Origin of the sequence: Micavibrio aeruginosavorus ARL-13 (assembly GCF_000226315.1) — a bacterium.
GTDB classification, from domain to species: Bacteria; Pseudomonadota; Alphaproteobacteria; order Micavibrionales; family Micavibrionaceae; genus Micavibrio; species Micavibrio aeruginosavorus_B.
The window spans coordinates 2,312,954-2,338,354 of record NC_016026.1 but is presented as its reverse complement, the minus strand read 5'-3'; the positions used below and the strand labels follow the sequence as shown (position 1 = coordinate 2,338,354).

General features: G+C 56.2%; 31 protein-coding genes, 1 tRNA gene and 2 pseudogenes. 15 read left to right on the top strand and 19 right to left on the bottom strand.

Annotated elements, in window-relative coordinates; genetic code table 11:
* Positions 1 to 53 precede the first annotated feature (53 nt).
* Positions 54 to 788, bottom strand: coding sequence for a hypothetical protein (locus MICA_RS11135; RefSeq protein ID WP_014103866.1), 735 nt, complete (start codon positions 786 to 788; stop codon positions 54 to 56).
* 145 nt (positions 789 to 933) lie between these two features.
* On the opposite strand from MICA_RS11135, the gene MICA_RS11130 reads away from it, so the two are divergent.
* The 3 genes from MICA_RS11130 to MICA_RS11120 all read left to right on the top strand — a co-directional run bounded on the left by MICA_RS11130 (position 934) and on the right by MICA_RS11120 (position 3,330).
* Complete coding sequence (locus MICA_RS11130; protein ID WP_014103864.1) at positions 934 to 2,142, top strand: DUF2157 domain-containing protein; 1,209 nt, start codon at positions 934 to 936, stop codon at positions 2,140 to 2,142.
* Entirely contained in the window at positions 2,139 to 2,720 is a 582-nt protein-coding gene (locus MICA_RS11125) for a GDYXXLXY domain-containing protein (RefSeq protein ID WP_014103863.1), read from the top strand. Before MICA_RS11130 ends, MICA_RS11125 begins: the two co-directional genes overlap by 4 nt.
* Positions 2,721 to 2,886: 166 nt before the next feature.
* Positions 2,887 to 3,330 carry a hypothetical protein gene (locus MICA_RS11120; RefSeq protein ID WP_014103862.1) on the top strand — a complete coding sequence of 148 codons (444 nt, stop codon included), beginning with the start codon at positions 2,887 to 2,889 and terminating at the stop codon, positions 3,328 to 3,330.
* Positions 3,331 to 3,411: 81 nt separating this feature from the next.
* On the opposite strand, the gene MICA_RS11115 is transcribed toward MICA_RS11120, so the two are convergent.
* Positions 3,412 to 4,314, bottom strand: coding sequence for a ClpP family protease (locus MICA_RS11115; RefSeq protein WP_014103861.1), 903 nt, complete (start codon positions 4,312 to 4,314; stop codon positions 3,412 to 3,414).
* A 149-nt stretch (positions 4,315 to 4,463) separates the two neighbouring features.
* On the opposite strand from MICA_RS11115, the gene MICA_RS11110 reads away from it, so the two are divergent.
* From MICA_RS11110 to MICA_RS11095, 4 genes are all read left to right on the top strand, one after another.
* Positions 4,464 to 5,366 carry a deaminase gene (locus MICA_RS11110; protein ID WP_014103860.1) on the top strand — a complete coding sequence of 301 codons (903 nt, stop codon included), beginning with the start codon at positions 4,464 to 4,466 and terminating at the stop codon, positions 5,364 to 5,366.
* A 246-nt stretch (positions 5,367 to 5,612) separates the two neighbouring features.
* Positions 5,613 to 6,020 carry an NADH:ubiquinone oxidoreductase subunit NDUFA12 gene (locus tag MICA_RS11105; RefSeq protein ID WP_014103859.1) on the top strand — a complete coding sequence of 136 codons (408 nt, stop codon included), beginning with the start codon at positions 5,613 to 5,615 and terminating at the stop codon, positions 6,018 to 6,020.
* 36 nt (positions 6,021 to 6,056) lie between these two features.
* On the top strand, positions 6,057 to 6,551 hold the full coding sequence (gene mlaD / locus MICA_RS11100) for an outer membrane lipid asymmetry maintenance protein MlaD (RefSeq protein ID WP_014103858.1): 495 nt from the start codon (positions 6,057 to 6,059) through the stop codon (positions 6,549 to 6,551).
* Complete coding sequence (locus MICA_RS11095; protein ID WP_014103857.1) at positions 6,538 to 7,089, top strand: DUF2155 domain-containing protein; 552 nt, start codon at positions 6,538 to 6,540, stop codon at positions 7,087 to 7,089. The genes mlaD and MICA_RS11095 overlap by 14 nt, the downstream gene beginning before the upstream one ends.
* 78 nt (positions 7,090 to 7,167) lie before the next feature.
* Here the strand turns inward: MICA_RS11095 and MICA_RS11090 are convergent, their stop codons facing one another.
* The 7 genes and pseudogenes from MICA_RS11090 to MICA_RS11060 form a co-directional block, all read right to left on the bottom strand.
* Complete coding sequence (locus MICA_RS11090; protein ID WP_014103856.1) at positions 7,168 to 7,689, bottom strand: hypothetical protein; 522 nt, start codon at positions 7,687 to 7,689, stop codon at positions 7,168 to 7,170.
* 95 nt (positions 7,690 to 7,784) lie between these two features.
* Positions 7,785 to 8,462 (bottom strand): leucyl/phenylalanyl-tRNA--protein transferase, encoded by a 678-nt coding sequence (aat, locus tag MICA_RS11085; protein ID WP_014103855.1) that lies wholly within the window; start codon positions 8,460 to 8,462, stop codon positions 7,785 to 7,787.
* 252 nt (positions 8,463 to 8,714) lie between these two features.
* A pseudogene (locus MICA_RS11080) lies at positions 8,715 to 9,857 on the bottom strand (2-isopropylmalate synthase); the annotation flags it as partial.
* Positions 9,858 to 9,865: 8 nt separating this feature from the next.
* The gene (locus MICA_RS11075; RefSeq protein ID WP_014103853.1) at positions 9,866 to 10,051 is read right to left on the bottom strand and encodes a Trm112 family protein; all 186 of its coding nucleotides are present in this window, start codon (positions 10,049 to 10,051) and stop codon (positions 9,866 to 9,868) included.
* A gap of 32 nt (positions 10,052 to 10,083) precedes the next feature.
* Positions 10,084 to 10,767: an LON peptidase substrate-binding domain-containing protein gene (locus tag MICA_RS11070; protein WP_014103852.1), complete on the bottom strand. Its 684-nt coding sequence runs from the start codon at positions 10,765 to 10,767 to the stop codon at positions 10,084 to 10,086.
* Positions 10,768 to 11,029: 262 nt separating this feature from the next.
* Positions 11,030 to 11,983 (bottom strand): tetratricopeptide repeat protein, encoded by a 954-nt coding sequence (locus MICA_RS11065; protein WP_014103850.1) that lies wholly within the window; start codon positions 11,981 to 11,983, stop codon positions 11,030 to 11,032.
* A gap of 5 nt (positions 11,984 to 11,988) precedes the next feature.
* Complete coding sequence (locus tag MICA_RS11060) at positions 11,989 to 12,537, bottom strand: prolyl-tRNA synthetase associated domain-containing protein (protein WP_014103849.1); 549 nt, start codon at positions 12,535 to 12,537, stop codon at positions 11,989 to 11,991.
* A 136-nt stretch (positions 12,538 to 12,673) separates the two neighbouring features.
* On the opposite strand from MICA_RS11060, the gene MICA_RS11055 reads away from it, so the two are divergent.
* The 3 genes from MICA_RS11055 (at position 12,674) to MICA_RS11045 (ending at position 13,373) form a co-directional block, all read left to right on the top strand.
* Positions 12,674 to 12,919, top strand: a complete 246-nt coding sequence (locus MICA_RS11055) for a hypothetical protein (protein ID WP_014103848.1) — start codon at positions 12,674 to 12,676, stop codon at positions 12,917 to 12,919.
* A gap of 3 nt (positions 12,920 to 12,922) precedes the next feature.
* A complete protein-coding gene (locus MICA_RS11050; RefSeq protein ID WP_014103847.1) occupies positions 12,923 to 13,198 on the top strand; it encodes a hypothetical protein in 276 nt (91 codons plus the stop codon).
* Positions 13,199 to 13,298: 100 nt separating this feature from the next.
* Positions 13,299 to 13,373, top strand: a tRNA-Gly gene (locus MICA_RS11045).
* Between the two features lie 74 nt (positions 13,374 to 13,447).
* Here the strand turns inward: MICA_RS11045 and MICA_RS11040 are convergent.
* The 5 genes from MICA_RS11040 to MICA_RS11020 form a co-directional block, all read right to left on the bottom strand.
* Positions 13,448 to 13,753 (bottom strand): HigA family addiction module antitoxin, encoded by a 306-nt coding sequence (locus MICA_RS11040; RefSeq protein ID WP_014103846.1) that lies wholly within the window; start codon positions 13,751 to 13,753, stop codon positions 13,448 to 13,450.
* Positions 13,754 to 13,768: 15 nt separating this feature from the next.
* Entirely contained in the window at positions 13,769 to 14,050 is a 282-nt protein-coding gene (locus tag MICA_RS11035) for a type II toxin-antitoxin system RelE/ParE family toxin (RefSeq protein ID WP_014103845.1), read from the bottom strand.
* Between the two features lie 95 nt (positions 14,051 to 14,145).
* The gene (mltG, locus tag MICA_RS11030; protein ID WP_014103844.1) at positions 14,146 to 15,183 is read right to left on the bottom strand and encodes an endolytic transglycosylase MltG; all 1,038 of its coding nucleotides are present in this window, start codon (positions 15,181 to 15,183) and stop codon (positions 14,146 to 14,148) included.
* Positions 15,184 to 15,194: 11 nt separating this feature from the next.
* Positions 15,195 to 16,466 (bottom strand): beta-ketoacyl-ACP synthase II, encoded by a 1,272-nt coding sequence (gene fabF, locus MICA_RS11025; RefSeq protein WP_041794088.1) that lies wholly within the window; start codon positions 16,464 to 16,466, stop codon positions 15,195 to 15,197.
* Between the two features lie 113 nt (positions 16,467 to 16,579).
* Positions 16,580 to 16,819, bottom strand: a complete 240-nt coding sequence (locus tag MICA_RS11020; RefSeq protein ID WP_014103842.1) for an acyl carrier protein — start codon at positions 16,817 to 16,819, stop codon at positions 16,580 to 16,582.
* A 242-nt stretch (positions 16,820 to 17,061) separates the two neighbouring features.
* Here MICA_RS11020 and MICA_RS11015 point away from each other — a divergent pair, with 242 nt between their 5' ends.
* Complete coding sequence (locus MICA_RS11015) at positions 17,062 to 17,802, top strand: hypothetical protein (RefSeq protein ID WP_014103841.1); 741 nt, start codon at positions 17,062 to 17,064, stop codon at positions 17,800 to 17,802.
* 54 nt (positions 17,803 to 17,856) lie between these two features.
* Here MICA_RS11015 and MICA_RS11010 read toward each other — a convergent pair whose 3' ends face one another.
* The 5 genes from MICA_RS11010 to fabD form a co-directional block, all read right to left on the bottom strand.
* Positions 17,857 to 18,534 (bottom strand): HAD family hydrolase, encoded by a 678-nt coding sequence (locus MICA_RS11010; protein ID WP_014103840.1) that lies wholly within the window; start codon positions 18,532 to 18,534, stop codon positions 17,857 to 17,859.
* A complete protein-coding gene (gene fabG / locus MICA_RS11005) occupies positions 18,534 to 19,271 on the bottom strand; it encodes a 3-oxoacyl-[acyl-carrier-protein] reductase (RefSeq protein ID WP_014103839.1) in 738 nt (245 codons plus the stop codon). Before fabG ends, MICA_RS11010 begins: the two co-directional genes overlap by 1 nt.
* A 204-nt stretch (positions 19,272 to 19,475) precedes the next feature.
* The gene (locus MICA_RS11000) at positions 19,476 to 20,786 is read right to left on the bottom strand and encodes a methyl-accepting chemotaxis protein (RefSeq protein WP_014103838.1); all 1,311 of its coding nucleotides are present in this window, start codon (positions 20,784 to 20,786) and stop codon (positions 19,476 to 19,478) included.
* Entirely contained in the window at positions 20,761 to 21,297 is a 537-nt protein-coding gene (locus MICA_RS10995) for a PAS domain-containing protein (RefSeq protein ID WP_014103837.1), read from the bottom strand. The genes MICA_RS11000 and MICA_RS10995 overlap by 26 nt, the downstream gene beginning before the upstream one ends.
* Before the next feature lie 225 nt (positions 21,298 to 21,522).
* A complete protein-coding gene (gene fabD, locus MICA_RS10990; RefSeq protein ID WP_014103836.1) occupies positions 21,523 to 22,467 on the bottom strand; it encodes an ACP S-malonyltransferase in 945 nt (314 codons plus the stop codon).
* A 169-nt stretch (positions 22,468 to 22,636) separates the two neighbouring features.
* Here fabD and MICA_RS10985 point away from each other — a divergent pair, with 169 nt between their 5' ends.
* From MICA_RS10985 to rpsR, 4 genes and pseudogenes are all read left to right on the top strand, one after another.
* Positions 22,637 to 23,341, top strand: coding sequence for a DUF1826 domain-containing protein (locus MICA_RS10985; RefSeq protein WP_014103834.1), 705 nt, complete (start codon positions 22,637 to 22,639; stop codon positions 23,339 to 23,341).
* 66 nt (positions 23,342 to 23,407) lie between these two features.
* Positions 23,408 to 24,319, top strand: a complete 912-nt coding sequence (locus MICA_RS10980) for a hypothetical protein (RefSeq protein ID WP_148260476.1) — start codon at positions 23,408 to 23,410, stop codon at positions 24,317 to 24,319.
* A 374-nt stretch (positions 24,320 to 24,693) separates the two neighbouring features.
* Positions 24,694 to 25,053, top strand: coding sequence for a 30S ribosomal protein S6 (gene rpsF / locus MICA_RS10975; RefSeq protein WP_014103831.1), 360 nt, complete (start codon positions 24,694 to 24,696; stop codon positions 25,051 to 25,053).
* Positions 25,054 to 25,064: 11 nt separating this feature from the next.
* Positions 25,065 to 25,307, top strand: a pseudogene (gene rpsR, locus MICA_RS12375) (30S ribosomal protein S18); the annotation flags it as partial.
* Positions 25,308 to 25,401 lie beyond the last annotated feature (94 nt).

Genomic DNA, 25,401 nt, shown 5'->3' with positions numbered 1-25,401 from the left:
AGTGGTGACAGACAGAATAAAAAACCCGCTTGAACAGCGGGTTTTTTATTGGCCTATCGTGCGATCAGGACACTGTAAAACACATAGGCGTCGTCAATGACCCCGCCATTGCCCTTAAAACATCCGACCCGCTTGCCATCCAGCGTGGCGGTGTTGATGGATTCGCCATTTGGGTATGACCCCTTGAACGGCACGCTCAGGTCAAAACCGGCGTCATCCTGCGGCGGCTCGGTCAAATCATCGGTGATGCCCAGTTTGGAATTCACGGCGATACAGGCCTCACGCCGGACAAAGGGCAACACGGCCAGCAATTCATTACACGGTCCCGTCGGGGAACAATCGGTGCCGACCCCGGCGACACTGTTGGCGCCAGTGATATGCCATTTTTTATAGGCGGGGTCCGTGGAATAGCTGGAATCTAGCAGATTGTAATTCGGGTTCTGGAATGTCGCGCCGCCACCCAGCTGGCTGAACACCAGATTGGCGGTGGGGCAGGCGGTGGAGAATTGATAACTGTTGTCGTCCCACCCGGAATCATGGAAGCACACATCGTTTTCCGTCAGACCCGTAATCGTCAATGTCGTGACCGCACGGCGCAGCATGTTCGAATAATCGAACAATTCCGTAGCCCATAAATCGGCGCGTTCCTTGTTGATGGTTTGCGCACTTTCCCGCCCCGACCTGGATACGGCAAAGCTCAGCGCGGCCAGAACGGCGATGGCGATAAAGATATAAATTAAAACGCTGCCGCGTTCTGATTCGCGGTGCGGTGGAATAAATGGTTTCATACGCACGATTCTACCAGTATCAAAAACACCATGTCCATGGCGTTGAAAAAAGGTACGATAATGACCGATTTTCGCGTTTGCGTAGCGCCCATCCTTCTGTCTTTGAAATCCCACAATGACCGCCCGTTTTAAAGGGGAAAATCATATGTTTGGTGTCCATCGCAAGATTAAAGCCTGGGAACAGGTGGGGTTAATCTCCGCCGATCAGGCTGTATCCATCACCGCGTTTGAACGCGACCGGCAAAAGGGTCGGTTTGCGGGCGGTCTGATGGGGCTGTCGTTGTTCGCCATTCTGGTGGGCGTATTGATGGTGATCGGGGCCAACTGGAACGATATTCCCGATGCGGCGAAACTGGTGGTGCATGCCGTTTTGAACATTGGCGCGGCGGTGGCCGTGTGGCGGTTCCATGCCCGCGGGATGGATGTGTGGCGGGAGGGGGCCGTGCTGGTTCTGGCGGGGCTGACACTGACCTTTATGGCGCTGGTGGGCCAGATTTATCACCTCAATGGCGGGGCGGGCGGGTTGCTGGCGCTGTGGCTGATCGTGATTTCGCCGTTTATGGTGATTTATGGCCGCACGATGCTGACGGCCATTCCCTGGGTCCTGGCATTTCTGGGCTGCATCCCGGTGATCATGGATCAATATCTGCACGATCTGCCCGATATCTGGATGTTGTTTTACAGCTTGGCCGTGGCTGTGTGGTTGCCGCTGGCGATGTGTGCCGATGGATTTACGCGCATGTTCCGTGCCTTCCGCCCCATCTGGGCGTTTGTTGTGATGCGGGCCGGATTTATTTTGCTGACCTTCACCGGGATGATGGCGACAATGCTGTGGTATGTCGACCGCGCCAAGGAACTGGGCACCATCGCACGCGATTCCGGTATGGAATATGGCACGGCCTATCTGGTTGCGGTTGCTGTGCCTTTGATCGCACTGGCGGGCATGGCGGTGCATTACGCCCTGTACAACAGCCGTGTTGAGGACCGGGCGTTCTATCGTGCCACGCTGGGCTATTGCGGATTATGTGTTGTGTCTGTCTTGCTACCGTTCCTGATCCCGTCACCGGATTCCAGCTTTATGGCTGGTCTGACGTTCATCGCGTTCTGGATTGGTGCGGGGTGGTATGGGCATTTGACTGGGGCCATGCGTCTGGTGACGCTGTCGGTGACGCTGATCGGCATTCGCATCTACGTCATTTTCCTTGAGGCCTTTGCCGGGTTGATGACCACGGGATTCGGCTTGATCATTGCCGGGGTGGCCATGCTGGGCATGATTTGGGGCTTGCGCCGGGCCAATCGTTACGTGCGGTCTTTATCAAACACGCAGTCTCATTCCTCGGGAGGTCAGTCATGATCGGTTTTTGTGCCTGTTGCGATAAAATTTCCGAACCCATGCGCAAAATAATCATGCTGGCGGTGCTGGTGTTGCCGTTGCTGGTGCCCGGATTACTGTGGGTCAAGGCGGCGACCGACCAGACGGCGGGTCCGGTCTGGACCGTGAAGATCGCGGGATACGATCCACGGGATCTCCTGCATGGCCGGTATATCCAGTTTCGTTATGACTGGATGGAGGCGGATGCGGGCGTGGATGCTGCGTGCGCGGATAATGATCCCAATTGCTGCCTGTGCCTGAACGGCAATCAGACTTTTATGAATGTGACGCGCCTGCAATGTGATGCGCCGGATGCGGATCGTTTGTGCCAAAGCCGCATTCCCGCGTCGTCCGCCACGGGGCCGCAAAAATACTTCATCCCGGAGGAATTTGCGGCCGATCTGGACCGGCTGGTCGTGTCCGAACCGGATCGTTTCATGATGGAAATCGCGGTGCCGGGGGCGTTCGGCGCGCCTGTGATCCGGGGATTGTCGCTGGATGGCATGCCGCTGCGCGATTACCTGCGCCAACATCGCGGCACGGACGGGTTACAGGAATAATTTTTTAAACGCTATATTCAGAACGCGCAATTCGGGGTAGAATCATTCCCGTGTTGCGCGTTTCTTTTTTCCCATTTTTCTTCTGACTGTCCTGAATTTCAAAAAATTATAATGGCACGCACGCTGCGTGGTCCTTCATGCTTGTCCTGTGGGGGGATTTTTACTCATGGCTGGGATTTCACATACACAATCGGCGCCGGAAAATGTCGTGCCGCTGTCCGCGTCCGGGCGGTATCAGGGCGGCCGCGCACCGATCGATATCACATCGCATCTGGTGACACTTGTTCTGGCGTTTGTTTGTATTGTTTTACTGTGTATCGCACCGCTGATCATGCGCGGGTTTCTGGTGTCCGTGTCCGATCCGGGTTTGATTTTATACGGATTCTGCACGGTTCTGGCGTTTCAATTGTGGGGCGCTTTTTTGGCGCAAATCCGTTTCTTTGCGGCCGATTTCAAGCATTGTGCCCGGGGCTTGTGTCTGGCCATGGTGGTGGTGCCGTTCCTGATCCCGATGGCCAGTTCGATTTTTGTGCAGGCGGGATTGTTCCTGCTCTTCTGGATGGCGGCGGTGTGGTACGGCATGCTGCACAGCGTGTTCAGCCGTGCCTGATTTCAAATGAGACGATAAAAAACGCCACCCGGTTTGATGCGGGCGGCGTTTTTTCGTTGGGGTGTTTGTTTGAACGGCGATTTAAAACGCGCTCGGTTCCGGGCGGTTGTCGCGGTGATGCTTGTTGGCCAGACGTTCGGCCTCGGCAATGCGGTGTAATATCTTGGCGCGTTTCGGGTCCATTGTGGGTTTGATGTTCATATCCGGATATTCGATCTTGTCGATCAGGCCCATATCCTTGGCTTCTTCGGCGTACAGGAAATAATCCTGCTTCATCACGGCGTGATACAAATGCGCCAGCGCCGTCATTTTCAATGTATCCGGCGTCCATGTGCCACCGGATGTGGGGGCGGTTTTTTGCAGATCGGCCATCTTGTCCGCGACTTTTTTGTCAAAAGCCGGGCTTTTCGCCGCGTCAAACGCATGGGCGGCGTACACCCAGGCCATGCGGCGATAGGTGTGTTCGATTTCGTTCTGGCTGATGCCCATTTCCGTGGCGTTGCCCTGTGATCCCCCAGACGGCTGGTGGATCATAATACGGGCATTCGGCGCAGCGCGACGCTCACCGGGCGTACCCGCAACCAACAGGATGGAAGCCATGGACGCAGCCATGCCGGTGACATAAGTGTTTACCGGGCATTCCAGCGATTGAATTGTGTCATAAATTGCCATGCCGGCGGTGACCAAGCCACCACCCGAATTGATCATAATGGTGATCGGCTCATCCGGGCTGGCGGCTTCCATGCGCAGCAGATGCAGGCGCAGCGTGATGGCCAGTTCCTGTGTGATTGGCCCCTCCAAAATCAAGATACGCTCCTGCGGCGCGGCGGATACGACCTGATTAAAATAATTGGGCGGTGTGGGTAGGGGGGCCGAGGCGGTGCGTGTGGCTGGCGCTGTGGTAGGGGCCGGGGCCGAGGATTGATTATCGTTTCCGGCAACGGCATCGAAGGCGCTGTGTGCGCCCTTGCGGTCTTCTAGCATGTACTTCTCCCTGTTTACGCCCCGGTTTTTTATAAGATGGGTGCGTCATTGTTATAAAAAGGGTACCCGAGACTTTCTGTTTCAACAAGGCTTTTCAAATAAATAAAAAGGACTACACTTTTTCTCGCTAATTTTTTCAGGTGTTTCTCATGAGCCGCGTTTCCAACAATCTTCAGGTCTTGATTGCCGAACAAAACGAAGACGACCGCGATCACCTCGCGGGGCTTCTGTATATGAACGGGTATGAGGTTGTCACCGCCGCCGATGGCGGGGCCGCGGCGCGCATTGCCGATACACGCAATATCGACATCGCCATTGTCGATCAGGCGATGCAGCCCAAAACCGGCTTCGATTTCGCCCGTCATTGTCAGGTCAAGGGTCACACATTCGGTATCATTATGATTACGGATGAACCCAGCACCGATCTGCTGCTGGAAATCAGTCGTTATGAAATCAAGCAAGTTCTGCGTAAACCCGTCGAACCCAACCGTCTGGTCGAAGTGGTGCGCCGTGTCTTGCGGTCGCACGGCAAAAATCCGGATGCCATCGGTGCCCACCGTGTTGAACGTGGCTATTCTCCCGATCAATTGATGGCGCGGGCCATTGCGCTGGCGCACCAGAACGCGCGGTCGCGTCTGGGCGGGCCGTTCGGGGCGGTTGTGGCCGATGCTGATGGGCATATTATTGGCGAGGGTGTGAACAGCGTGACCTCCCGTTGCGACCCCACCGCCCATGCCGAGGTGCTGGCCATTCGCCGGGCCACGGAAAAATTGGGCCGCACCGAATTAAAGGGCTGTACCCTGTATTGCAGTTCCGAACCCACGATGCTGGGACAGGCGCTGGTCATTCGCGCCGGGATTGAGAAGGTCTGCTATGCCCTGACCCATGCTGAAATTGCGGCGATGATGGGCGGGGATGATGAGGACCGGATCAAGGGCGAAGTGGCCAAGCCCATAGCCCAACGCTCCGTCGCCTATGAACAGCTCCAACACGACCAGGCTCAGGACATGGTGCGGATGTGGCAGGGCCTGTCCGGGAAAGTCGCGGATTAGATTTTCATATTATCGCACATCCCTTTGTCATCCCCGTGACAGTGGGGATCCCGAGGACCGGGATGGGTTAGCGCGTGTTGCTCCGGATCACGGGTCAGGTCCGGGATGGCGGGAACAGACGGGGCGCGCCCTGCGTCTTTCCCCGACAAAAGGCTTGATTTTCATGGGCTTTTGCGGCATCCATGGGGGGCTTTGAGGCGGGGCGGGAACGCTCCTTTTTTCCTTCAAAAGACGGGATGGATGTCCATGGGATTGTTTCGTGCAATCGGTCAGATGCTGGGGTGCCTGTCACCCGCGCATATTGGTTTCGTTACATTGCTGAGCGGGGCGCGCAGTGTGGGCCGCGACGTCTATGGCAACCGATATTACAGCGCCAAGGCCCGTCCGGGGTACAAGCTGGATCGCCGCTGGGTGATGTACAAGGGTGTGCCCGAAGCATCGAACGTTCCGCCGGAATGGCATGGCTGGCTGCACCATCAAACCGATGTGGTCCCGGCGTCAAACGCGGAATCGTTCCGTCGTCCGTGGCAGAAACCGCATATGCCGAACATGACCGGCACCAATCTGGCGTATCGTCCGCCGGGGCATGTTCTGTCCGGTGGTCAGCGTGATGCAGCAACAGGTGATTACGAATCCTGGACACCGCCGCAATAGTATAATTTAAACCGCGTTTTTGGGTGAATTAAGAGAATGAAACACAGTCTGATTGAAACGGTTTTGGGCGCGGTTGTTTTGCTGGTCGCCGCCGTATTTTTGATTTTCAGCTACAGCGCCGCGAATGTCGGTGATGTCAGCGGCTATACAATCAGCGCGAATTTTTCCTCCGTCGGTGGCCTGCGTGCGGGCGACGATGTGCAGATCAGCGGTGTGAAAGTCGGCACCGTATCCGCGGTCGAGCTGGACCCGGAAACCTATCTGGCCAAGGTCAGCATGTCGGTTGATCCGTCCGTGAAAGTCCCGGACGACAGCGCCGCTTTGATCAGCAGCGAGAGTTTGATGGGTGGCCGCTACCTGTCGCTGGAGCCGGGTTCGTCCGAAGACATGATGAAAAACGGCGACCGTATTTCCTATACCCAGGCTCCGCAAAACCTCGAGCAATTGCTCGGCAAGTTTATCTTCAGCATGCAGGGCGCGCCGAAAGATCAGAATGGCAATGGTGCGGAATCGGCTGATGCGCATCCGTAAGCGCGTCCGCCCGGTCGTATCGACGCTTCTGGCGCTGTGCGCTTTTGGGTTTGCCCTTCCTGCGCGCGCCGCGATGGACGACTTCCCCGTCGTGAAGCTGCAATCGCTGGACAAGGTGACGGCGCGCACAATGACATTCGAGGCGAATGTCGGATCGACTGTTAAATTCGGTACGCTCTACATTAAAATTCAGGCCTGCCGCAAAGCACCGCCGATCGAAACGCCGGAATCCGCCGCCTTCTTGCAGGTGTGGGAATTGACGCCGAAGGCCGAAGAATCGCAATGGATTTTCAGTGGCTGGATGTTTGCGTCATCCCCGGCTTTGTCGCCAATGGATCACCCGATTTATGATGTGTGGGTTTTGGATTGCCTGACCCATAAAACCGGGGAAGAGCCACCTGCGCCGGATCCTGCGGACGCTTCCGCCGCGCCTGAAGGTGCGGCAGCAACGGATGCTCCGGCAGCCCCTGTCGCGTCGGATACACCTGCGGCCGACACGGATATTCCCGTCGAGGAACCCCCGCCGTCAGCGGAATAATTTCAACACAACGACTACGACGAGGTCTGCGCGATAATCGTCGCATCCGTCGTGGTCGTCGTGTTGTTATTTATTGTATTAAAACGCGCGCGATTTGGTCGTGGGGTGTTGTGCGGGGGACGGCGTTGCCGCATCACCCTGTTGTACCAAACGCCAGGCTTTGATCCCGGCGTGTCTGCCCTGTGTATAATCGCGGGCGCAGGTTTCAAAGGTGGATTCGTTTTGGGCTTTGGCGGCGCGTGTTGCATCACCCACGCGGTCAAAAATCTGGTTCTGCGTGATGTGCTTGCGGGTCAACAGGCGGTCAATATGTGGCTGGTCCAGAACATGGACATCCGCCACCGCATGGGTGCGGATCGTGCCATCGGCGTGTTCGCCCTGCCATTGGCGGGCGGCCATGACGACGTAACGGGGGGTGTTGTGCGGGTCGGCCGCAGTGGCGAAGACGGGCAGGAAACGGGTTTGCGCCTTGAACGCATCGCGCGACAGGGTGGTGCCCCTCATTCCACCCACAACGGCCCCATCGACGGTCGCATGCCGGGTCCACGCCCCTTTCAGGCTTTGGGTGGATGCTTCGTTGTGTAATACGTCACGATTCATCGGCACGGTCCTCGACAATAATGATGTCTTTGAGTTGACCTCAGCCTATCAAATCCTTAACGAAGTGTCAATTTTTATGGGAAATATCAGGCAAGTCACTGATTTGTTGCGCGCATTGCGAACCACTCACGGACCAGCTGGTCCTCGCTTAACCCGGGATTCCGGCGCAAATTGAAATCTGCCGGGCGGGGGATGGCCTGATGCAGGCGGGCCAGATACTGGTCGCGGGGGATTTCATAGGCCCCGAATTGTTCCAGATGCGGGTTCAAATACTGGGTGTCCAGCAGGGTAAAGCCCCCGCGCCACAGCCGCGCGCACAGATGGATCAGGGCGGTTTTGCTGGCCCCGGATTCGCGCGAAAACATGCTTTCACCAAAAAACGCCGCGCCAATCGCCAGGCCGTAAAGGCCGCCGACCAAGGCACCGCCCGCATCCCGCACCTCCACCGAATGGGCAAATCCCGCGCGGTACAAGTCGGTGAACAAAGTGCGGATGCCGTCATTGATCCATGTTTGTGGTCGGTCATCGGTGCGTGCCGCACACCCGGCCATCACGCCCGGGAAATCCTGATCCACCGTGATGGTGAACGGGGATTTCAAAACGAATTTTTTCAACGAGCGCGGAACATGCAGGCCGACAATATCCATCTGCCCGCGCAAGGGCGGGTCATACCAGTAAAAGGCCTGTTCATCCGCCCGTTCGGCCATGGGGAACAGGCCCATGGCATAGGCGGTCAAAACATCCTGTATGGTGATGGGTGGGTTTGCGCTCATTCTATCAACCGATACATTCCATAATGTGCACGCTTTCTGTGGATAAGTTCCGCGCAATTTTTTGACAATCCATCCGTCTTAATTGTAACTTTATTAGGCCTTAACCGGCGAGACAAATTGAACAGGGAAAAAAACTTCCGTAAACGGGAGATCTAAAAAGAAACGCCGCCCCCGTCCGGGGCGGCTGTTTTTTCTTTAGCGCTTTTGAATATACCCTTACGGGCCGACTTCGACCCGGGGTGCATCCGGACCCACCAGCGCGATCAGGTCATCATCATTCACGCTTTTCTTCTGGTCGGCCAGATCCTTGAAGCGCACGAACGCGTCCTGCAACGCGTTGTCGCCCAGATCGAAGCCCAGCTGTTCCAGCCGGGCGCGGAACGCATGGCGGCCGGAATGTTTGCCCAGCACCAGTTCCGATTTATTCAAGCCCACGGATTCCGGCGTCATGATTTCATAGGTCTGCGCGTTTTTCAGCATGCCGTCCTGATGGATGCCGCTTTCATGCGCGAACGCATTGGCGCCGACAATCGCCTTGTTCGGCTGTACCGAAAATCCGGTGATGTCGGACAAGGCGTGCGACAGCTTGGTAATCATCGTCGTATCGATATTGTTCTTATACGGCAATGAATCGGCGCGTGTGCGCATGGCCATCACGATTTCTTCCAATGCGGCATTGCCGGCGCGTTCGCCGATGCCGTTGATCGTGCATTCAATCTGGCGCGCGCCCGCCATCACACCGGCGAGTGAGTTGGCAACCGCCAGCCCCAGATCGTTGTGGCAGTGAACGGACAAGATCGCCTTGTCGATATTCGGCACCTTGTTCAGCAGCAATGTAAATTTCGCCGCATAATCTGCGGGCAGGGCATAGCCCACCGTGTCGGGAATGTTGATGGTGGTGGCACCAGCGGCAATGGCCGTTTCAACGGCGCGGCACAGGAAATCATTTTCGGTGCGGCTGCCATCTTCGGCGGACCATTCAACATCGTCGGTGAATTGGCGGGCCAGCGTGACGCTGTCGCGAATGGCATCCAGAACCGCTTCCGGCTCCATCTGCAATTTATGTTTCATGTGCAGCGGTGATGTGGACAGGAAGGTATGGATGCGGCGGCTTTTCGCCGGGGCCAACGCTTCGGCGGCGGATTCGATGTCACCGCGCTTGGCGCGGCACAATCCCGCCACGGTCGCGTTTTTGACCGTTCCGGCAATCGCCTTCACCGCTTCCCAATCACCCTTGCTGGCAATCGGGAAACCGGCTTCGATCACGTCCACGCCCATCTGATCCAGCAATGCGGCCATGCGCAGTTTTTCATCATGGTTCATGGAACAACCCGGGGATTGTTCGCCGTCGCGCAAGGTCGTGTCGAAAATAATAACGCGGTCCATGGTCGTCATCCTTTTTGCTATTCGTCAATCTTGCGCGCATCGTCGACCAGCATGATCGGAATGCCATCGCGGATGGGATAGGCCAGTTTTGCCTGATCTGAAATCAATTCCTGCGCCTTTGCATCGTAACGCAACGGCACCTTGGTCAGGGGACAGACCAGGATTTCCAGCAATTTCGGGTCGATTTGATGTGTCTGTGTCATACGGGGGTTATACCCCGGTGATGCGGGCGGGATCAATGACAGAGTGACGTGTCAGACCCGTGGCGGCAGCTTGTGTGCAATGCACCGGATTGACGCACCGCCATATCCAGAATGGTCATAAACAAATCCGCCCGGGTTTTGCAGCAGGAGGCTTCCAGCAAGGCTTGTTTCTCGCCCGCATCCAGCGGGCAAATCATGGACAGGCAGGTGATCAGCTTGTTATCCGTCGCGCTTTCCACCGCGTTCCAGTCACAGGACAGGCCGTGCAGTTCAAAATAGCTTTCCAGCAAACCGCGCAAACGCGGGCGGTCGAGATTGAGACAGCTCACCGCGTCCAGATCGCTGGAGAAATCAGCCCAATCGGCTTGCACCCGGCGGTAGCCGTTGCGGCCCTGATCCAGTTCGGATTTCACGCGGAACCGGGCCACGCCCTTCAGCGTGACCAGATAGCGGCCATCATTGGTTTCAGAAAAATTCACAATACGGCCCGCACATCCGGTTTCGAACAAGGCCGGATGGGCATTGTCCGCACCGCGCGGTTGGATCATGCCGATGATACGATGGGATTTCAGTGCATCTTCAACCATGCTCAGATAACGGGGCTCAAAGATGTTCAGGGGCAACTGGCCATGCGGCAACAACAAAACGCCGCTCAGCGGAAATACAGGAATTTCCGCGGGCAAATCGTTCAATGTTGGTGGCAAGTCACAACCCATAGCCCCACAGCCGTTATTCAGAGAGTACGCACGTATTCCACCCGGTTAACCATACACAGTGTTAATCATATAGGCATTTTTGTTACAAGAAAAAGCCCGCGCGGTGACATTTTATTATAATTTTATGGTGCATCGCGGCGGGAAAAGGCCGGAAATGCGGGGTTTTTATGCAGTTTCTAACAGCAGCATTCCCGCGAAAGCGGGAATCCATGGGTCTGGCCGTTTGGATCCCCGTTTCACGGGGATGCCGCATAAAGCAGAATCACGAAAACAGAATCGATGACAATTGCCGCCGTGCGGCGGCCACGCTCTTGTCCGCCGGACCAATGGCGTCAAAAAACTGCAGCAATTGCTTGCGCGCTTTTTCGTCTTCCCACGCACGGTCACGGCGAATGATGTCCAGCAACTGATTCATGGCCTCTTCACGCTCGCCTGCGGCGAACAATGCCATGGCGTAATCAAATCGTGCGGCGTGATTATCGGGTGCTTGTGCAACGGCTTTGGCCAGATCGCTGGTGCCATTATCCGGCCCGGCCTGCACGGCCTGCCGCGCCAATTCAACGGCGGTGATGGCGGCGGAAAATTGTGAATTTTTGGCGATGGTGTCGGGTGCGTTTTCAATCATCCCGGCGGCGGTTTCAACATCGCCATCGGCGATGAAGGCGCGCACCAATCCAACAAACGCGGCGACGTTGTTTTCATCTTCTTCCAGCACGGTGGAATATAAAACCTGCGCCTGTGTCGGGTTATTGTCGGCCAGGGCCTGATTGGCGGCCTCCAGTGTTTCGGGAATATTCACCGCATCCGGTTTGCTTTCGCGGGCCAGCTGCACCAATTGGTCCATCAGCTTTTTAATGTCGCTGGCCGGGCGGTTGCCGGTGAAACCGGTGATGGGTTGACCACCGAAAAATGCAAACACGGTCGGAATGGATTGCACGCGCATCGCCTGCGCCAACTCCGGGTGTTCGTCGATATTCACTTTGGCCATGCGCACTACGCCCTTGGTGGCGATGACGGCTTGTTCCAATGTGGGGCCCAATTGTTTGCATGGTCCGCACCATGGGGCCCAGAAATCGACGATGATTGGCGTGTCCATCGATGCGCGCATGACGTTGGCTTCGAAATCCTCTGTGCCGACATCGAAAATGGCATCGTTCGCGGCGGTGCTGGTGGCCGCATCATTTTTTTGCGCGTCTTTGGAATTGCCGAATAACATGGTCTTTATTCTCCTTCAGGAGCGGTAGCACTGAGATCAAGGATCAACGGCGTATGCCCGGTTGATTCGATAAAGCGTACAAGGTCTTGGGGCGCAACGCCAATGGTCATGGTGTTGACCATCGGGTGGAAATTGACGGTGGTGGCCCGCATGATCGTATCATCCAGCACCATGGTCACGGCCTGTGCGGTATCGTTGATAATCGCGTATGGGCACACCGATCCCGGCCGCACACCCAGATTGGCCCACAAACGCTCCGGCGATCCAAACGACAACCGTCCGCAATCAAGCAGAGCCGACAGTTTCTTCAAATCAATCTTGGTTTCATTGGCAGCAGAGACCAGAAACATGGTTTCGCGTTTATCGCGCACGAACAAATTGCGGCAATGCAGGCCAGGAATGTCTTTTTCAAATTCCAGCCCTTCTTCCACCGTAAAGAACGCCGGGTGGTGCCACGTCGTATACAGGATGCCCAGATCGTCCAGCCGCTTGAACAAAGCGTCGGGCGTGGTGGGTAAATCGGTGTGGTGCTGCAGGTTTTGTGCTGTGTCCATGGGGTTTCATATCAGTCAAAAATGCTGTTTTTCAAGCACCTTGCCCCAAATAGATAAAATTTTAAGGAAAATAAAGCGGGTGGTAAGGCTTTTTGCGTATAAAGAGGGGGTGTGAGTATAGGGAGAGACCAAGATTATGAGCGCACCTTTATCGCGTTACGAAGGCCCTGAATTGATGGCTCGTTTGGCCGGGATCCAATCCCTGCAGACACTGGCTGGTACGCAGGGGGCTGGCGTGATCGCCAATTTTGCCCGCGAAAACGGCCTGGATCAGGCCGCGCCGAAAGCGCCAGAAACCACCGCCCCGGCCGCCGAACAACAAGGCTGGACCCAGATTCTGGGCAATAGCGGCCCCTCCAATAATACACCGGGGGCCATGTAATCCATGAATGTTGAACTGGGTAAATTGCCGGATGGGGGACTGGTCGTCATGTGCGATTCACATTTCCCGCATGAAATCCGCCGGATCGAATATTATCGGGACCAGCGCCTGATGATGCTGGTCTACGACGCCGATCATGAAGGCGATTTGATGCACTATGAACTCTCCGACGTCTGCGCCAACACGGTCGAAAACAGCCCCAACGTCATGATCGTTGATCATTCGCCGGGCCGGAAGCTGTATGGCTACGACGTTCCGCTGGTCCAGATCGGACTTTAATTTCCGTAATCAAAAAAACACAAAACACATAATCTGTGTTTTTTATCCTTGCAATCGCCGGATTCATGGGTATATTCCGCGTCTGTTGAAGCCATGAAATGCGGGCGTAGCTCAGGGGTAGAGCATAACCTTGCCAAGGTTAGGGTCGCGCGTTCGAATCGCGTCGCCCGCTCCATGGACCTTCCAACAGACCAACAAAAAAGCGGCTCCTTGCGGGCCGCTTTTTTGTTGTCTTGGTGCTTGTGTGAGTCAGGCACAGGCCTGCGCGTGTGGTTTAATCCGGCGCAGTTCCGTGGCGGGAATGGCGCGGTGCGCCTCCATCAGGTCATAGGCGTTTTGCAGGCGCAGGAAAAACCCCTCGGACAAGCCGAAATACCGCGCCAGCCGGACATCTGTATCCGCCGTAATGCCGCGCCGCCCGCGAATGATTTCATTGATACGGTTCGCGGGCACGTCAATCGCCTTGGCCAGCGCATTTTGCGACAGGCCCAGCGGCTCCAAAAACTCCACGGCCAAAATATCGCCGGGGTGAGGGTTTTTAAGGTGGGTGGTCATGGGCGACCTCGTTCCTTAATGGTAATCTGTGATTTCAACATCAAACGCATCGCCGTCTTTCCAAACAAAGCATATGCGCCACTGATCATTGATCCGAATGCTTTTTTGGCCTTTGCGGTCACCCCTTAAATCCTCCAGCCGGTTTCCCGGCGGAATTTTCAGGTCGTCCACGGTCTGTGCCGCATCAATCAGGCGCAATTTCATCAACGCCCGATCCTGCATATCCCCCGGAAAGCCCCGTACTTTCAAGCCTTCCCAGATTTTTGCTGTGTCCTTACAGGCAAAAGACCGGATCATGTATCTGTTTCCAGTATAGCAATTGTATGTATTCCGTACAACATAAAAATATTCATCTTAAATAGGGGCGTTAAGTTCTGGCCAGAGGATTGCGACTATTTCCCCTTCGCCTTCCGAACCTTCCGCCATTCATTCACGTTATTCTGATGCTCGGTCAATGTACGGGCGAAGACGTGGCCGCCTTCGCCGTCGGCGACGAAATAGATGTAATTGTGCTGCTCCGGGTGCAGGACGGCGTCGATGGAGGCTTTACCCGGGTTGGCGATGGGGCCGGGGGGCAGGCCGGGGTATTTGTACGTGTTGTACGGTGAATCCGTATCGGTCAGATCCTTGCGCAACAGGCGGCGGCCCAGCGGGCCCATGCCGTCATCCTTCATATCGCCCTTGGTGATCGCATAAATCACGGTCGGATCGGATTGCAGCGGCATGTTCATGCGCAGGCGGTTGATAAACACACCGGCGACGCGTTTGCGTTCATCACCGATTCCGGTTTCCTTTTCCACGATGCTGGCCAGTGTCACGGCCTGTTCGATCGTGTCAAAGGGCAGGCCGGGATCGCGCGTTGGCCACATCTGGGTGATGGCGTCCGTCATCGCGGTTTGCATCTGGGTGATGATTTCGGTGCGGTCCTGGTCTTTCAAAAAACTGTATGTTTCCGGCAGCAAGGATCCTTCGGCCGGAATGTCTGTGATGGTGCCGGATAATCCGTCGGTGCCATTGACGATTTTTACAATCTGATGGCTGGTCAGCCCTTCGGGCACGGTGACGCGACGTTGCACGACATCGCCACGCTCGATTTTATCAATGACGCTGCGCATGGAAATTTGCGGGGCAAAGGCATATTCGCCAGCTTTTAAATTGGTATGGTGCCCGGTGATGCGGGCCATAGCCTTGAACAACAAGGCATCTTCAATCACGCCCTGGTCTTCCAGTGTGGCGGCAATCGTGCTGACGCCCGATCCGCGTGGAATGATGATGGATGTTTCGGTTTGCAGGGGGCCGGCCTTGGTCCAGCCGCTCCATCCATACACAAACGCGCCAGTTCCGCCGACCACACAGAGTGTGGTCCCCAGAACCAGCGCGCCGAGAAAGAATTGAACGAAGCCGTTTTGAAACTTGCTGGGTTCCGCCATCCTGCCGCCTGTTACACGGACCGGATGATCAGGCTGGCATTGGTGCCACCAAAGCCGAAGGAGTTGGACAGGGCCGTGCGGACCTTCTTCTCCTTCGCCACTTTCGGCACCAGATCCAGGCCCTGGCAAGGTTCAGATACGTTTTCAAGGTTCAGCGTCGGCGGCAGAATGCCGGTCTCGATCGCCTTGATTGTGTAAATCGCCTCAACCGCGCCCGCCGCGCCCAGCAAATGGCCGATGGCCGATTTGGTGGATGACATGGACAGGGTATCCAGATGGTTGCCGAACAGGCGTTTGACCGCCGTGCATTCCAAACCGTCACCCAGCGGTGTCGATGTGCCGTGGGCGTTGATGTAATCAATATCACCCGGGTTCAGTTCGGCGCGTTTCAACGCCGCCTGCATCGCGCGGAAACCGCCATCGCCGTTTTCCGCCGGGGATGTGATGTGGTACGCATCGCCCGACATGCCATAGCCGATGATTTCGCCATAGATTTTCGCACCGCGTTTTTTCGCGTGCTCGTATTCTTCCAGAACAACGATGCCTGCGCCTTCGGCGATGACGAAACCATCGCGGCCTTCGTCAAACGGACGGGATGCGGCGGTCGGGTTGTCGTTATAGCCCGTGGACAAAGCGCGTGCAGCGGCAAAGCTGGCCACGCCCAGACGGTTCACGCCCGCTTCGGCGCCACCGGCGACCATCACATCGGCATCACCCCACATAATCAGACGGGCGGCGTCGCCAATGGCGTGCGTACCGGACGCGCAGGCGGTGACCACGGAATGGTTCGGCCCCTTCAGCCCGTGCATGATCGAAACGTGACCCGAGGCCAAATTGATCAACATCGCGGGAACGGAGAACGGGGACAGACGGCGCGGGCCCTTTTCGGCCAGCGTCGTGGATGTTTCATAAATGGATTGCAGACCGCCAATGCCGGACCCGATCATCACGCCGGTGCGGTATTGGTCTTCGTCCGCGGTTGGGTGCCAGTCGGCATCGTTCAGGGCTTCTTCTGCCGCGGCGATGGCGTACATGATGAATGTATCCATCTTCTTCTGTTCCTTCACCGGAACGAACAGATTGGCGTTAAATGAACCGTCGGTCGGGTTTTCGTCGGTGGTCACCGGAACTTCGCCCGCAATTTGCGAGGCCAGATCGGACGCATCCATCTTCTCGATACGGCGAATCCCGCTCTCACTGTTCGTGATGCGATCCCAATTGCGTTTGACCCCCACGCCCAGCGGGGAGACCATGCCCATACCTGTTACGACAACTCGTCTCATTTCGAACCTCTTTCAAGCAGGCTATCATATCAGCAGAAAAGAAAAGCGCAGTCCTTTAATGAAAAGGGACTGCGACTTTAACTTTATAGCGTTAAAAACACCATGCCATGGAATTAGGCAGCGGAGTTTTCCTTGATGAAGCTGATCGCGTCACCAACCGTCTGAATTTTCTCAGCGGCATCGTCCGGGATTTCGACGCTGAATTCTTCTTCGAAGGCCATGACCAGCTCAACAGTGTCGAGGGAGTCTGCGCCCAGATCGTCAATGAAGCTCGCTGCTTCAACCACTTTGGCTTCGTCGACGCCCAAATGGTCGATTACAATTTTCTTCACGCGCTCAGCAATGTCACTCATCGCTTATTACCTTATTGTTGTTTCAGTTAAAGTCAGTTCGGGGGGGACTGTAGTGATCCTCTCTGCCGAAATCAACAATTTATATGGGCGTTATATCTTGGGCCCCAAATTAAGATTCTGGAAAATATAAAAACCAATGAAAATCAATGTCTTAACTGATATTTGTAGACAAATAGGGTGGAATTTGGTTAATATGTCGCATAATCAAGGAACGAAACGTTCTATATAAAGGGTGTATGGCTATGAGCAAACGTGATCAAGCAACGGCAGGCGGCAATTTCTCCATGGGCAGCACCGTGCGTGCCGGTGGCGAAGGTGGTGTTCTGACCGCCGCGCAAAAACGCTCTCTCCTGAACAATGCATCTGTTGCGACCCGCGCGCTGGCCGATAAGGGCGAAGCACTGGACAAGGCGCAAACCGGATCTGAATTCCAAACGGTCGAAGGCCAGTATCGTGCAATGGACGGTGAAAACCTGCTGAAAAGCATGTTCAACAATCCGCATCTGATGACCTTCTCGGCGCAAGCCTGGGCACAGACGAAAATGCAGTCCGAAGGGCTGGCCCGTCGCCTGAAGGATCTGGAACTGAACCCCGGTGAAGCCTCCCGTCAGGAAGTGGCCGCGAATGTTCGCAACACACTGGCGTATATGTCCGCCAACGGCATTACCGTTGAGTCGCTGAAGAAATACGAAATCGAGGACCTGCAGGAAAACCTGCGCCGTCTGGACCTGTTCCATGGCGATACTGACGGGTATGCACAATCCCCCGGTCTGGCCGGTGCGATCGGTGGTTTCGTGGCCTCTGATAAGGGCACGGAAGAGCTGCTGAAACGCGGTGCCAAGGTGATCGAAGATACCGCGCCGAAATTGTCGAAAAACCAACTGGATTTCGGCCCGGCTGCAAATGGCGACCTGAAACTGGATGCGCCGAAACCGGGCTCTCCGGTCATGGTCAACCGCCCGACTTTCGCGCTGGCGATGTAATCGGATACGAATTTAAAAAAGGGCCCGGTTGGGCCCTTTTTTCATGTTTGTTTTTTAGTCGGGCAGGTAATCCAGAATGTCCCGCAAATCATCAATCACGGCGATCACGCGTTCGGCGGACAGTTCGGCGGCGCGGCCCAATTTGTCATGCGATGACCCGGTGAAGCCCAGCACATCCATGCCGGCGGCCACGCCCGCGCGGGCCCCGAATTTGGAATCTTCAATCACCAGACACCGTTCCGGCGGCACATTGCCCATTTGCGCGGCGGCATAGAGGAACAAATCCGGGGCCGGTTTGGGGTGTTCGACTTGATCCTTGGTGAAAATGGTTTCTTCGGTGAAGAACACATCCATGGCGTTGATGGCTTTCACGCAATCAATCACGTTCATGCGCTCGCCGTTGGATGCCACACAGACGGGCACGATCTTGCTGACGATTTCGATTGTTTCATACGCGTGTTCAATGGGGCGTATATCGGTGGGGATGCGGCGGCTGACATTGCGGATGTAACGGTCGCGGAAATCATCCGGAAACACATGCCCGGTTTCATCCGCGATCAGCTTCATCAATGTCGGAACCGATGACCCGACAAAATGGGTCATCGCATAATCCAGCGTGTATTGCGTTAGCCCTTCTGCCGCCAATTCATCGCAAAACGCCGCATTATTGGCCAGCTCGCTGTCGACCAGCGTGCCGTCGCAATCAAAGATAACCAGATCGTACGCGGCCATTAAATCATCACCATGCCGCCATTCACGTGAATGGTCTGGCCGGTGACGTACGCGGCTTCATCGCTGGCCAGGAATACGGCTGCCGATGCGATGTCCTCGGAGCTGCCCATGCGGCCCATCGGGATTTTCGCGTTGATTGTGGCTTTCTGGTCATCGTTCAATGCGTCGGTCATGGCCGTGGCGATGAAGCCCGGGGCGATGCAGTTGATGGTGATGTTGCGGCTGGCAATTTCCTGTGCCATCGCTTTGGACCAGCCGATCATGCCGGCTTTCGAGGCAACATAGTTGCACTGGCCGGGGTTGCCCATCACGCCAACGACGGATGCGACGTTGATGATGCGGCCATTGCGGCGCTTCATCATGCCGCGTTGAACGGCCTGCGCCAGACGGAAGGTGGCGGTCATGTTGACGGCAATCACTTCGTCCCATTCTTCCGGTTTCATGCGCAGGGACAAATTGTCGCGGGTCAGGCCGGCATTGTTGACCAGAATATCAATTTGGCCCATGGCGGCTTCGGCGGCTTTCACCAGCGCATCCACGCCACCTTCGGCCCCCAGATCGGCGGGCAGGACATGGACGCGGTCTTTCAATTCGGCGGCCAACTCGGCCAGCTTGGCCTCGTTCCGGCCAGAAATGCCGACGGTTGCGCCCTGGGCATGCATGGCGCGGGCAATCGCGCCGCCAATTCCACCTGTGGCCCCGGTCACCAGAGCGCATTTGCCTGAAAGATTAAACATGATCGTATCCTTCCCTTCAAAAATTGAAGGGGCAGAATAGGGGGTTGGGGCGGGGGGGTCAATATAGGGGATTCCCCCGTCTTTCAGCATCCCCGCGCAAGCGGGGATCCAATGGATGGGTCGCGTGGATTCCCGCTTGCGCGGGAATGCTGAGGTGGAAAAACAGCCTACAAAACCCGTATGGGTAACCGCAAGGTGAGAAGATTAAATCGACCGTGCGGTTTTCAGGAAGGCAGCGATATCCGCCTGCAGGCGGTCGGATTCGCGGGACAATGTCTTGGCGATGTCCAATACGCGGGCGGACGATTCCTTGCCTTCGGCGGCCATGCCCTGTACGTCACTGACGTTGCGGGTGACGTTCTCGGTGCTTTGCGAGGCCTGCTGGATCGACCGGGCGATTTCCTGCGTGGCGATGTTCTGTTCGTCCATGCCCAACGCGATGGTGGATGAAATATCGTTGATGCGGTGAATGGTCTGGCCGATCCCGCGGATGGCGGCGGCGGCTTCGTCGGTCAATTCCTGCATCGTGCCGATTTGTTTGGTGATGTCATCGGTCGCCCGGGCGGTTTGTTCGGCCAGTGTTTTCACCTCATGCGCAACGACGGCGAATCCTTTGCCCGCTTCACCCGCACGCGCGGCCTCGATCGTGGCGTTCAGGGCCAGCAGGTTGGTCTGGCTGGCGATATTGTTGATCAATTCAATGATCGTGCCGACATTCTTCGCGGCATCGGTCAGGGCGTTGATCAGGCGGTCCGTCTTGTCCGCCTCGCTGGCGGCCTGTACCGCGATGGAGGAAGATTCGGAGACATTCGCATTGATCGTGCTGATCGAGGCCGAGAGTTCTTCGGCCGCGGCGGCGACAATATGTGTGCTCTCGGCGGCGACGGTGGCGGCGTTGGATGTGTCGATGGCGCGCGTGGTCGTGGCTTCGGTGATGCCCAGCATGCGTTCGGACGCGCTTTCAACGTCTTTTGCGGCGCTGGATACACTTTGTACGATCACGTTGACGCTGCCCTCGAACGTGTCCGCGTATCCACGGAACGCCGTGATTTGGCGTTCGGTTTCGGCGACCACATTGTTCACGGCCTTGGCGCTGCGGCGATAAATGCCGGGCAGGCCGCGTTCCAGAACCGGGCGGTAATACCGCCCTTCGCCGACGGCCTGCATCGAATTTGTGACTTCGCGGATGTACGCGTCGGTGATGTCGGCGACATGGTTGATGTCATGGCCCACCTGTCCCAATACGCCGTGTTCCTTGACGGATACGATGCGGGTTTCAAAATTGCCTTTGGCAATATCTTTTAAAACCGCGCTGTATTGGTCCAGCGTGGCGGCGGTTTTGCGTTGAAAGAAAACGGTGCCGATGATGCTGAGAATGCTGGCTCCGGCCAACGCATAGGGGACGTAGACCGGAATATCCTGATCCGCGATCAACAGCCCCAGTGCGGCAAAACCCGATACACCGGACAGGATGGCCAGTATTGAAGCCTTAGAGAGAGAAGATGAATTCATCATAGGACATTCCCGCCTTGGCCAGTGTTTCGTTCAGCAATTTGGTTCCGGCGTCCAGCGCTTCGCGCGGGCCGGAATGTTTGGCTTCTTCCGCCAGCAAGGCCTTATAAATCGGCTCGATTTTGGCGATTTTTTCGGGATCGGGCTTGCGGCGGTTGGAATGGTATCCGACCACGTTCATATTGTTATCGTAGCTGGGCGTGACGTGGGCAAAGACCCAGTAATGGTCGCCGTTGCTGGCCATGTTGAGGACATAGGCGAAGATTTCCTTGTTCGCCTGCAACGTATCCCAGAAGAGTTTGAAAATGCACCGCGGCATATGCGGGTGGCGGATGATGTTGTGGGGTTTGCCGATCAATTCATCCGGTGTCAGCAGGGACACACGCTGAAAGACATCGTTGGCGTAGATGATGCGCCCCTTGATGTCGGTTTTGCTGACGATGATTTCCTCATCGTCCCAAGGGCGGGCAATGCCCGTCGGTGTGATCCGGTGGTGTGTCAGGGTAACCCCCATTGTTACGCAGTCGTTCGTGGCCCCCGCCTTTTATCAAGCGGTTGCAACTAAGATTGTGTGCTGGGCGGGGGAAGTCAAGGTTAATTATCATCTTGATTTTTATTGATTTATTTTGCCTGAGCGGTGCCCTCCTGTAAGGTTTTTGTAAGCCATCTGTTTGCACAAAAAAGCCCCCGGCGGGCCATGCGGGCGCGCCGGGGGCGTGTTTATTGCGCGTTTATTTGATTATTTCAGTTGCGTGATCAGGGCTTCAACCTGCTCCGGCGTGCCGACCGATGTGCAGGCAATGTCGCCTTCAATCCGTTTGATCAGTCCGGCCAGAACTTTGCCCGCGCCGATCTCGGTGGCTTCGGTGACACCATTGGCTTTCATCCATTGAACCGATTCGCGCCAGCGCACACGGCCCGTGATCTGCTCGACCAACAGGCGGGTAATCTCCGCCGGGTCGGTCACGGGACTGGCGGTGACGTTGGCAATGACCGGAACAACCGGGGCGTTGACCGTGGTTTCGGCCAACGCGGCCTGCATCGCCTCGGCGGCGGGTTGCATCAAACGGCAATGGAACGGGGCGGATACGGGCAACGCCAATGCGCGTTTTGCGCCACGGCTGGTGGCCAGGGCGATGGCGGCTTCCACCGCGCCCTTGTGGCCGGAAATGACGACTTGTCCCGGTGCGTTATCGTTGGCGGCCTCGCAGACTTCGTTGCCGGACACTTCCGATGCAATCGCCATCACATCATCAAATTCCAATCCCAGAATGGCGGCCATGGCCCCCTGACCAACCGGCACGGCCTTCTGCATCGACTGTCCACGCAGTTTCAGCAGGCGGGCAGTATCAGACAACTTCAAAGCGCCCGCGGCGGTCAACGCGGAATATTCACCCAGTGAATGGCCCGCCACGTGGGAACAGACGGATTTCAAATCAATCCCGCCCTGTTTGGTCAGAACCGCCATCACCGCCATGGACACGGCCATTAATGCGGGCTGCGTGTTCTCGGTCAGGTTCAGGTCGGAGTCCGGCCCTTCGAAAATGATTTTCGACAATTTCTGGGACAGGGCGTCGTCGACTTCTTCAAACACCAGTTTGGCGTCGGGAAAGGCCTCGGCCAGATCCTTGCCCATACCCGGGAATTGCGACCCCTGACCGGGGAAAACGAAAGCGCGTGTCATTGATGAGCATCCTTGAAAAGGTTGGTTTTCTTAACATTTCCGGCCCTTTTTACCGGGAACGACCCGGTCGGGCAAGGGGGCCTTGGCTTGGAGGGGTAAAAGTTTGACGAAATATGAAAATAGCCATAATGTCATCCCCGGTTCATACCTTTTGATAAGGACATTGCCGATGGATGTACCTGTGAACACCGCCCGATCCTACCGCGAAGACTTTGGCCAGGCCGCGCTGGGCGATGATCCCGGCGTGCTGGCCATGATCCGCGACCCGCGTTTGAATCTGGCGGTGTGGCGGGGGGCCGCCGCGGCGGCGAATAATTCCTATCTCATGGATCTCGACATTTCCAAATTGTCACCGGATGTCCGGTGGACGTCCGACTATCGCCGCGAAATTTTGAATTACACGTGGCCGGTCCACCAATTGCGCGATGAAAGCCGTTTGCTGGCGCTGGATTACGCGCTGGAGGATGCCGGCTTTCCCGAAGGGAGTGGTGGGCGCATGGACATGGCCCGCACGATCATTGATCTGGTCGGGCATTTTGCTGCCGTGTGCAAACCGAATGGCGGCAGTGTCGGAACATCCTTGATGGCCTTTCAGCCCTCTGAAAATAATTTCTGGCATACGGATAAGGGGGATCTGCTCGGCCTGGTCACATTGCGCGGCGCGGCGGGCACCTGGTGGCGGCCCGATTGCACGATGCGTGAAAATGGACGCGATATTGAAGCCACCCCGGTCCGCGCCAATGATCCGCTGGCCCAGGCCACGGCACCTGGCGACTTGCTCCTGTTAAAATGCCGCGATACCGATCAAGCCCTGATCCACGGCAGCCCACCGGTGCCGGGGCAGCGGCTGGTGATGGTGATGTGGCCGTTTTGATGGGCCCACCCGTCTGCCTTTCACCCACATCACGTAAGTTCGTGATTGTTCGCAAACCTCTTATGGTTGAACATTGATCTGTGCGCAATTAACAGATTCATTCACGGGGGAGTCATGCCGGGTATTCAGCCAACCTATGGGATCATTGAAACGGGCCGCAATGTGCGGGCCTTTACCAAGGGCCATCAGCAGGAATTCTGGGCGTTGCTAGTGCCCATCTTGCCGTGGATTATTGGGCTGGATCTGGTTGATGTCTTGGGGAATATGATGTGGCCAGCGTTAAAGGGGAAATTTGTCTTTGGTTCGCTGGTCGCGGGTTATTTCTGTGCGTGTTTTATAATTGGTTGGCATCGTGTTTTGTTGCATGGGCCGGAGCGTGCCAAGCCCGTCGACCCATTCCATCCTGAAAAAAGCGATCTGGCTTTTATCGGCATGGGGTGGTTGCTTGTCGTCGCGGGATTTGCGCTGGTTGTTTTTTCGACGGTTTTGGGAGCGGCGCTTTTCTCCGCTGTGTCGTTGCGGCCTGCTGTCGGGCTTTTGACGCTCGCGGCGATTCTTGGTGTCCTTTATTGCGGGTATAGACTTTGTTTTTACTTCCCGGCCAAAGCTGTCCGCTCGCATATGTCTTTCAAGGAATCGTTTGACCGTACCGATGGATATGTTTGGCGATTGCTCTGCACGCCGTTTGTTGGGGCCTGGCGGCTTTTTCTGGGGTGTTTTGCGTATTCTTTTGCTGTCGGTTTTATCGCGGGCTTTATTGGTCATGTGATCGGTGTACAGAAGGGCGTGCCTGCCCCGATGGGGTTCCAGTTTTTTGTCGGCTTGTTGCAGCTGCCGATGGCGTTCTATTTTATTCCTTTGTTCACTGCATTTGGCGTTGGCGTGCTGTCGAACTATTACCAATATTCATTACAAAATGATCCGCAAAGACACGAGAAGCCGCGCGGGCGGTGGCGACGTGTTGAGCAAGGTGAGTAAGCATTTTAAAAACAGCCCTCTGAGAGAAATTGCAGGGGCTGTTTTTATGTATGCGCCAAAATCCTTACCGGGCCCTACGACCGGAATAACATTTCCATAACATTAAGTTTTCGCATCCCCGCCCCGTGCGGGGATGTTGCTTTTGGGGGCGGGGCGCGGGAATTTTTCGGGGGAATGGCCGGGGTGTAGGCGGAATGGGGGTGGGAATCGCTTTTTTCCAATAAAACGCCGGAATTTCCTTGATTCAGGGGCCGGGATCCGTATAGTGCCCCCGTTCTTTAAAAGAACCTCGCCAGCACCATGGTGGTGTTGGCTGATGGAACCTAGGCCGGTTGTCTGGCCTGGATTTCTGAAACCCGAGAGGAGAAACGAGTATGCCTTTCTATGAAACCGTGTTTATTGCACGGCAGGATCTGAGCGCGACGCAAGTCGAAGACCTGACCAAACAATTTTCCGACCTGATCACCAAAAACGGTGGCAAGGTTGTGAAAACCGAAAGCTGGGGCCTGCGCACGCTGGCTTACCGCATCAAGAAAAACCGCAAAGGTCATTATGTTCTGATGGAACTGGACACCCCGGCTCCGGCACTGCTGGAGATGGAGCGTAACATGCGCCTGAACGAAGACGTTCTGCGCCACATCAGCGTTCGTCTGGACGAACTGTCCAAGGGCCCGTCGGCCATTCTGGGCGGCGATCGTTCCAACGATAACGATTTTGACAAGGAAGCCGCATAATGTCTGAAGAGATGCAAAAATCCGCTGGTGGCCCGGCTGGCCGCCGTCCGTTCTTCCGTCGTCGCAAGACGTGCCCGTTCTCTGGTCCGAATGCTCCGGCAATCGACTGGAAAGACGTGCGCACGCTGGGCCGTTACATTTCCGAGCGCGGCAAAATCATGCCGAGCCGTATCACGGCCGTATCGCAGAAGAAGCAACGTGAACTGGCTCGCGCTATTAAACGTGCCCGTTTCATGGCTCTGATGCCGTATGTCCGTCAGGAAATGGACAGCGCCCCGCGCGGTCCGCGTCCGGAAGGTCGTGGTGAAGGCCGTGGCGAATATCGTGGTGGCGGTGAATTCCGCGGCA